The organism is Streptomyces sp. NPDC091209, from assembly GCF_044757755.1.
GTDB lineage: Bacteria > Actinomycetota > Actinomycetes > Streptomycetales > Streptomycetaceae > Streptomyces.
Genome location: NZ_JBIVVR010000014.1, coordinates 179,845 through 185,643, shown reverse-complemented (window position 1 = coordinate 185,643; position 5,799 = coordinate 179,845). Strand labels below are relative to the sequence as shown.

Below are 5,799 nucleotides of genomic sequence, written 5' to 3'. Positions count from 1 at the left end.
CGTTGCCCGTGCCCGTGCCCGTGCCCGTGCCCGTGCCCGTGCCCGCGTCCGCGTCCGCGTCCGTGCCCGCGTCCGCGTCCGTGCCCGCGTCTGTGCCCGTGTCGGGGTGCGTGTCCCGAAGGCCCGGTCGGGCGGTGCCGGCGGTTTGGCGGGACCGAATCCCTTTGCGTCCGCGCCGCTTCGGCACCCAGACTGTGCCGGTGCTGATCCGACGCGAGACGCCCGCCGACATCCCGGCCGTGTTCGCCCTCACCGCGGCCGCGTTCGCCAGAGCGGGGATCCCGGTCCCCGTCGAGGCCGCCCTGCTGGAGGAACTGCGCGACTGCGAGGGCTGGCTGCCCGAGCTGTCGCTCGTGGCGGTGAACGGGCAGGACGAGGCCGTCGGGCATGTGATCTGCACCCGGGGGCACATCGGCACCGCCCCGGTCCTGGGACTGGGCCCGCTCAGCGTGCACCCCGACCACCAGCGCCGCGGCGTCGGACGGGCACTCGTGCACACCGCGCTCGGCGCGGCGGACGCCCGCGGGGAACCGCTCGTCGCCCTGCTCGGCAGCCCCGCGTACTACGGCCGCTACGGCTTTCGCCCCAGCACGCACTACGGCATCACCGCACCGGACCCCGCCTACGGCGACTGCTTCCAGGTGCGCACCCTCTCGGCATACGAGCCGGCCCTGCGCGGCACCTTCGCCTACGCGGCGCCCTTCGACCACCTCTAGCCCGCCGGCCGCCGCAGCGCGCCAGGACCGGTCCACCCGGTCGGCTCACGTCCTGCGCACGCAAGTCGGGGACGGGGTTCGGCCCGAGCCGGCATCACGTACGGCGGCGGCGGGGGCTTCAGCCGGACAGGGCGGACTTCTGGCCGGACGGGCTGACGGCGTACCACTGCCCGTCCTTGCCCTGGCCGTTGACCTGCCCGGCACCGGTGTCGCCCGCGTACCGGTACAGCGGCCAGCCGCCCAGCGTGAGCTGGGGCATGCCGTCGCGGTGGACCGTGCCGAGAAGGCTCTTCTCGACACCCCTGGCCTGTACGCCGTCCTGCACGATGACCGGCAGCCACGTCTTCGTGCACGGACCGGCGCACGTCCACCTGGACGGATCCGGCCGGTCCTTGTCGTAGCGGTAGAGAGTCATTCCCCTGCCGTCGGTGACGATGCTGCCCGTGCCCTTGATGACCCTGACCGTCAGCAGGGTGGCCGTGGCCGGGTGTCCGCTCCCGGAGGTCCCGCTCCCGGAGGTTCCGCTCCCGGAGGTTCCGCTCCCGGAGGTTCCGCCGCCGGTGGTGGGGGAGGCGGCCGGTGCGGAGGCCGCGGGATCCGGTGCGGCCGTGGCGGCCGGGGCGGTGCTGCCGGGGTCCGTGCCGGAGGCCTGGTCCGCAGCGCCGCACGCCGTCAGGAGGAGTGCCGTGGCGAGCCCTGCCGCCGCGGCGAGGACGGTGCGTTGCCGGATCACGGAGTTGCCTTCTTCCTGAGTCACGATCACCTTGCTCCCTCAGTACGCCGGGCAGCTCCCGCCTTCTCAGCCGCTGATGCCACATGACGCAGTCTTGACCATCCCCGGTGCCGGACACCGGGGGGCGCATGGTCCGACGGAGCGGCCGTCAGCTCTCCTTTGGCTGGTCGCCGCGAAGCGGCTGACGCGGGCCCGGAAGAACGCCGCTCCGGCGTGAACGCCCCGCGGAGATGAGGGACTTCCACGACCGGTTCCGCTTGAAGGGCATCTCGAAGAGCCCGGCGAACAGCCACGCCCCCACTACCGAGGCGGGCAGCGCCAGGCTGAGCGTGAAGCAGAACGTGGGCAGCCCGGGGGACACGTAGTGCGGGGCGATTTTCCGGGCGAGGACCATGACGATCGGCAGATGAACGAGGTAGAGGCTGTAGGAGAAGTTGCCCAGGCCGCGCATGGGGCCGGTGGCCAGGAGCCGCAGGAGGACCGAGGGTCTTGCGGTGGCGACGGCCGCGAGGAGCATGGTCATGGCGGGCACGGCAGCAAGGTCGACCCAGAAATAGTGGGTCACCGTCCAGACCGATCCCTTGAACAGGACGAGCGACAGGACCGGCACGGCCGCCAGGGCGGCAAGCCAGTGCCAGGGCAGCCGCCGGACCTTCTCCGGCGCGACGACGATTCCGGCACCGATCAGGCCGGCGGCGAAGACCGGGGCGAGATTCGGGGTGAGCCAGTTCACGCCTTCGACCGGAGTGGCGTTGTCCGCCATCAGGCCGCGCGCGACGACCAGGAGCGTCACCCCCGCCACCAGGGCCACCGCCCCCAGCCTCCGCCGGATCAGCAGGAAGAGCGGAAAGGCGAGATAGAGCTCCGCCTCCACCCCGATCGACCAGAACGCGCCATTGGGCGTCGGGGCTGTGAACACGTCCTGGACCACGAGGCCGTACACCACGATCGAGGCGCCGTTCGGCGGTCCGAAGTGCGAGGCGGGGACCACGAGCCAGGCGATCACCAGGCTGAACGCGAGTGCCGCCCAGTAGGGAGGCAGGATGCGCCAGGCGCGCCGGCGCAGAAACCCTGCGACGCCGCCCAGCCGCCAGCCGTTGCGGGCCGCGGACAGAGCCAGGGAGAAACCGGAGAGCACCAGGAAGAAGACGACGGCGAGACGCCCGTACATCAGCCAGCCCAGCCACGAGGGACCCGAGTTGCGGGGAAATCCCGGGAAGGTCAGCAGCCAGCAGTGGAACAGGACCACATACAGCGCGGCCAGACCACGGAGCCCGTCGAGGCCCGGCACATGGGTTCGGCCCGGTGCCGCGTCCGTCTCGTTCCTTTCCCGCGGGGGGATGGGCACGCGCAGGTCGCCGCCGGCCGGGTGGCTCGGTCTTGATGAGATCGTTCGTCCCTTTCCCTCGGCGCCGTGGTCGCGGCACGCGATCCGTCCACGACGCGGCCGGGGCCGGCGCGCACGCACCGGCCTCGCCGTCACCTGGTGGCGCTGCGGGAGGCACACGCCACCCGCAGCGACTAGTACGGTGCACGCGGCCGGGAGGTTCAAGATCGGACACCTGACTTCCGGGGCGGACGGGATGCCGGCGTACCAGCTCGTGAAGACGCACGCCGAACTCCGTCGGTGCTGAGCCGGCGTGGACCGGAGAGTCACCGTCCATGCCGCCGTGATCAGCCTTCTCGCCCTGGAGAACGCCGCTGTGGGCGACCGCGGCGCCGCTGCACGCGTGCTCCCGAAACACAGGCTGGAGAACACCCGAAACCCCAGCCCTCCTGTGCTGCGGCCCGGTCACCGCCAGGGCCACCAGGTCGCCTCGCCCGCTGCGCGGGCGAACCGCTGATGCGCCCACATGGCGTCACCGGCGGCACACCGCGCACCCCTGCGGCGCCACACCGGGCACACCTGCGGCGGGACACCGCACACCTGCGGCGCGAGAACCCGCCAAAGGGCGCCGCGCTCACACCGCGCGCAGCAGCAGGAAGTCGTGCCTGCGCCTGTACACCGCAGCGGGACCGGACTGCACGCCGGGCGAGGCCCGGCAGATGAAGCGCAGCCGGTCACCGGGGGACACCTCGACGCGGGACGGCCGGCTCGAGCACCAGGAGATCCTGACCTGGACGGTGTGCGGCCCGGGGGCGAGGGAGCGGACGCAATTCTCCCCGCGCCGGATGTCCCCCACGCGCTTGCCGTCCACGTAGACCCTGTAGCGGCGCAGTTGGGCATAGGCGTCCGACTCGTCACGGAACACCATGATCTCGGCGCCGCCGTCGGATGCACGCGCGATCGGTGCAGACACCCCGCGGGTTCCTGGCTCGGTGGGTGAACCGGCCGTCCGGCCGCGCGGGCCGCCGGTTTTGTCGTCGGTCCCGCCTCGGGCGTGCCGGGGCAGGAGGAACAGCGGACCGCCGAGGAATCCCAGCGAGAGCTGGCCCAGGACTCCGGCGAGGAACACGGCCAGCCCGCACACGGCCACTGCGAACGCGACCGGGTTCCGGGTGCCGGCCCCTCTGTCCGGGGGGAGCCAGGCTCCCCCCAGCAGCAGGAGTGTCAGACCGGTCAGGCAGGCGGCGTTGAGCCCGCACCCCTGCTCCAGCCACTTTCTGGCTTCCGGTCCGAAGTATCGGGACAGGGCCACCGGTGACGGGCGTGCCGCAGGATTGTTCCAGTACCGGGCCGCCTGCGCCCAGGCGCGGGCGGACAGGGCACCCAGGGCGGCACCTCCGGCGAGCGCAGCCCACGCGACCACGTCAGGACCCACTTCCGGCATCCGAAATCATGGTGGTGCGGCCTTGCTTGCCGCGGAGCCGGGCGGGCCGGCACCGAGGCAGCGGCCGCCGGTACGTCAACATGGTCGCGCGTGCGCAGGGCCTGGAGAACGTCCGGGTCAAGGATGTCTGCGGCGGGGGTCCCGTCCGCTCTGCGGCGAGGGTCTCGTCCGCGGCCGTCGGCGGCCACCTGCCCGTGGCCGTCGGGGCCGCCTACCGTCCGGGACGGCCGCAACAGCCGGCCAACGGAGCGCCGACTGCCGCTCTTCCTTGCACGCGGAGCGCCGACTGCGGCTTTTCGCACCGGTGTTGGTCTCCCGGTCCTTCACCGCCCCCGGGCGGTCCTCGTGCCGCTGCGCCCGCGTCAGCGTGCCTGGGCGAGCCGGGTTCCGCCGTCCGGGAACGGGCCGACCGGCCGGTCCGGTCCGGCCGTTGCCCGCCGGGTTGTCCGTGAACGCCCCCGGAACTGTCCGTGATCGGTAACGGACGCATCCCGTGGCCGCCGCCCCTCGTCCTGCCAGGTGGTCGCGAGGTGACCGGGAATCGGCGAGGAACTGCGGGAAAGCGGGGCGGACATGGCGCGGCACGGCGGCGGGCGGGGCTGGTACGGCAAGGTGGTCGGTGCGGCACTCGGGGTGACGGTGCTGTCCGTGGGCGCCTCGGTGTGGACCGCGCAGGCCGGTGCCGTGGGCGGCGTGTCGCCGAAGGCGACCGCGTCGGCCGCGCCGGGCCGCGGCACCGGGCCGGTGGCGCTGACCATCGTGCACGCCTCGGACAAGGGCGCGCGCGGCGTCAACATCACCATCGACGACGGCCCCGACCCCGTGTGGACCCCGCACGTGCTCGAGGTGCTGCGGGAGTACGGGGTGAAGGCCACGTTCTGCATGGTGGGAACGCAGGCGCAGGCCCACCCCGACCTCGTGAAGAAGGTGGTCGCGGCCGGGCACCGGCTGTGCGACCACTCGGTGTCGCACGACACCACCATGGACACCAAGTCCCAGGCCTACCAGTCGCAGCAGATACTCGACGCCGAACACATGATCACCGAGGCGTCCGGGGGCGTACGGCCGATGTACTACCGGGCGCCCGGCGGGGCCTTCACCCCCTACAGCCGCAAGCTGGCCGCCTCCCGGGGCATGCGCCCGCTGGGCTGGAACGTGGACTCCAAGGACTTCGAACGGCCGGGCACGGACGCCATCGTCGCCACCGTCGAGCGGGAACTGCCCAACGGGCCGACACTCCTGTTCCACGACGCGGGCGGCGACCGCTCCCAGACCGTCGAGGCCCTGCGCCGGATCCTGCCCTGGCTCAAGCAGCAGGGCTACTCCTTCGGCTTCCCGGTGCACTGAGCGAGCCCCGGCCCCGTCCGGGCACGGCGCCCGAGGCCCCGTCCGGGCACGGCGCCCGAGGCCCCGTCCGGGCACGGCGTCCGAGGGCCCGGCCCCGGCGCCCGGCCCCGGCGCGGGGCCCCCGCGCCCGTGCCGGCCCCGCGCCCGTGCCGGCCCCGCGCCCGTGCCGGCCCCGCGCCCGTGCCGGCCCCGCGCCCGTGCCGGCCCCGCGCCCGTGCCGGCCCCGCGCCCG

General features: G+C 73.5%; 5 protein-coding genes. 2 read left to right on the top strand and 3 right to left on the bottom strand.

What is annotated here, in order from left to right; genetic code table 11:
• The first annotated feature begins 200 nt into the window (after positions 1-200).
• On the top strand, positions 201-716 hold the full coding sequence (locus ACIQRL_RS33235) for a GNAT family N-acetyltransferase (RefSeq protein WP_401338552.1): 516 nt from the start codon (positions 201-203) through the stop codon (positions 714-716).
• A gap of 118 nt (positions 717-834) precedes the next feature.
• Here ACIQRL_RS33235 and ACIQRL_RS33230 read toward each other — a convergent pair whose 3' ends face one another.
• The 3 genes from ACIQRL_RS33230 to ACIQRL_RS33220 form a co-directional block, all read right to left on the bottom strand.
• Positions 835-1,473, bottom strand: a complete 639-nt coding sequence (locus ACIQRL_RS33230; protein WP_401338550.1) for a hypothetical protein — start codon at positions 1,471-1,473, stop codon at positions 835-837.
• Between the two features lie 124 nt (positions 1,474-1,597).
• Entirely contained in the window at positions 1,598-2,797 is a 1,200-nt protein-coding gene (locus ACIQRL_RS33225; protein WP_401338548.1) for an acyltransferase family protein, read from the bottom strand.
• Positions 2,798-3,410: 613 nt separating this feature from the next.
• On the bottom strand, positions 3,411-4,220 hold the full coding sequence (locus ACIQRL_RS33220; RefSeq protein ID WP_401338547.1) for a hypothetical protein: 810 nt from the start codon (positions 4,218-4,220) through the stop codon (positions 3,411-3,413).
• Positions 4,221-4,793: 573 nt separating this feature from the next.
• Here ACIQRL_RS33220 and ACIQRL_RS33215 point away from each other — a divergent pair.
• Entirely contained in the window at positions 4,794-5,567 is a 774-nt protein-coding gene (locus ACIQRL_RS33215; protein ID WP_401338545.1) for a polysaccharide deacetylase family protein, read from the top strand.
• The last annotated feature ends 232 nt before the right edge of the window (positions 5,568-5,799 follow it).

Excerpts from the sequence above, each read along its gene's own strand:
- ACIQRL_RS33220 (WP_401338547.1), bottom strand. The coding sequence starts at position 4,220 with ATGCCGGAAGTGGGTCCTGACGTGGTCGCGTGGGCTGCGCTCGCCGGA.
- ACIQRL_RS33215 (WP_401338545.1), top strand. The coding sequence starts at position 4,794 with ATGGCGCGGCACGGCGGCGGGCGGGGCTGGTACGGCAAGGTGGTCGGT.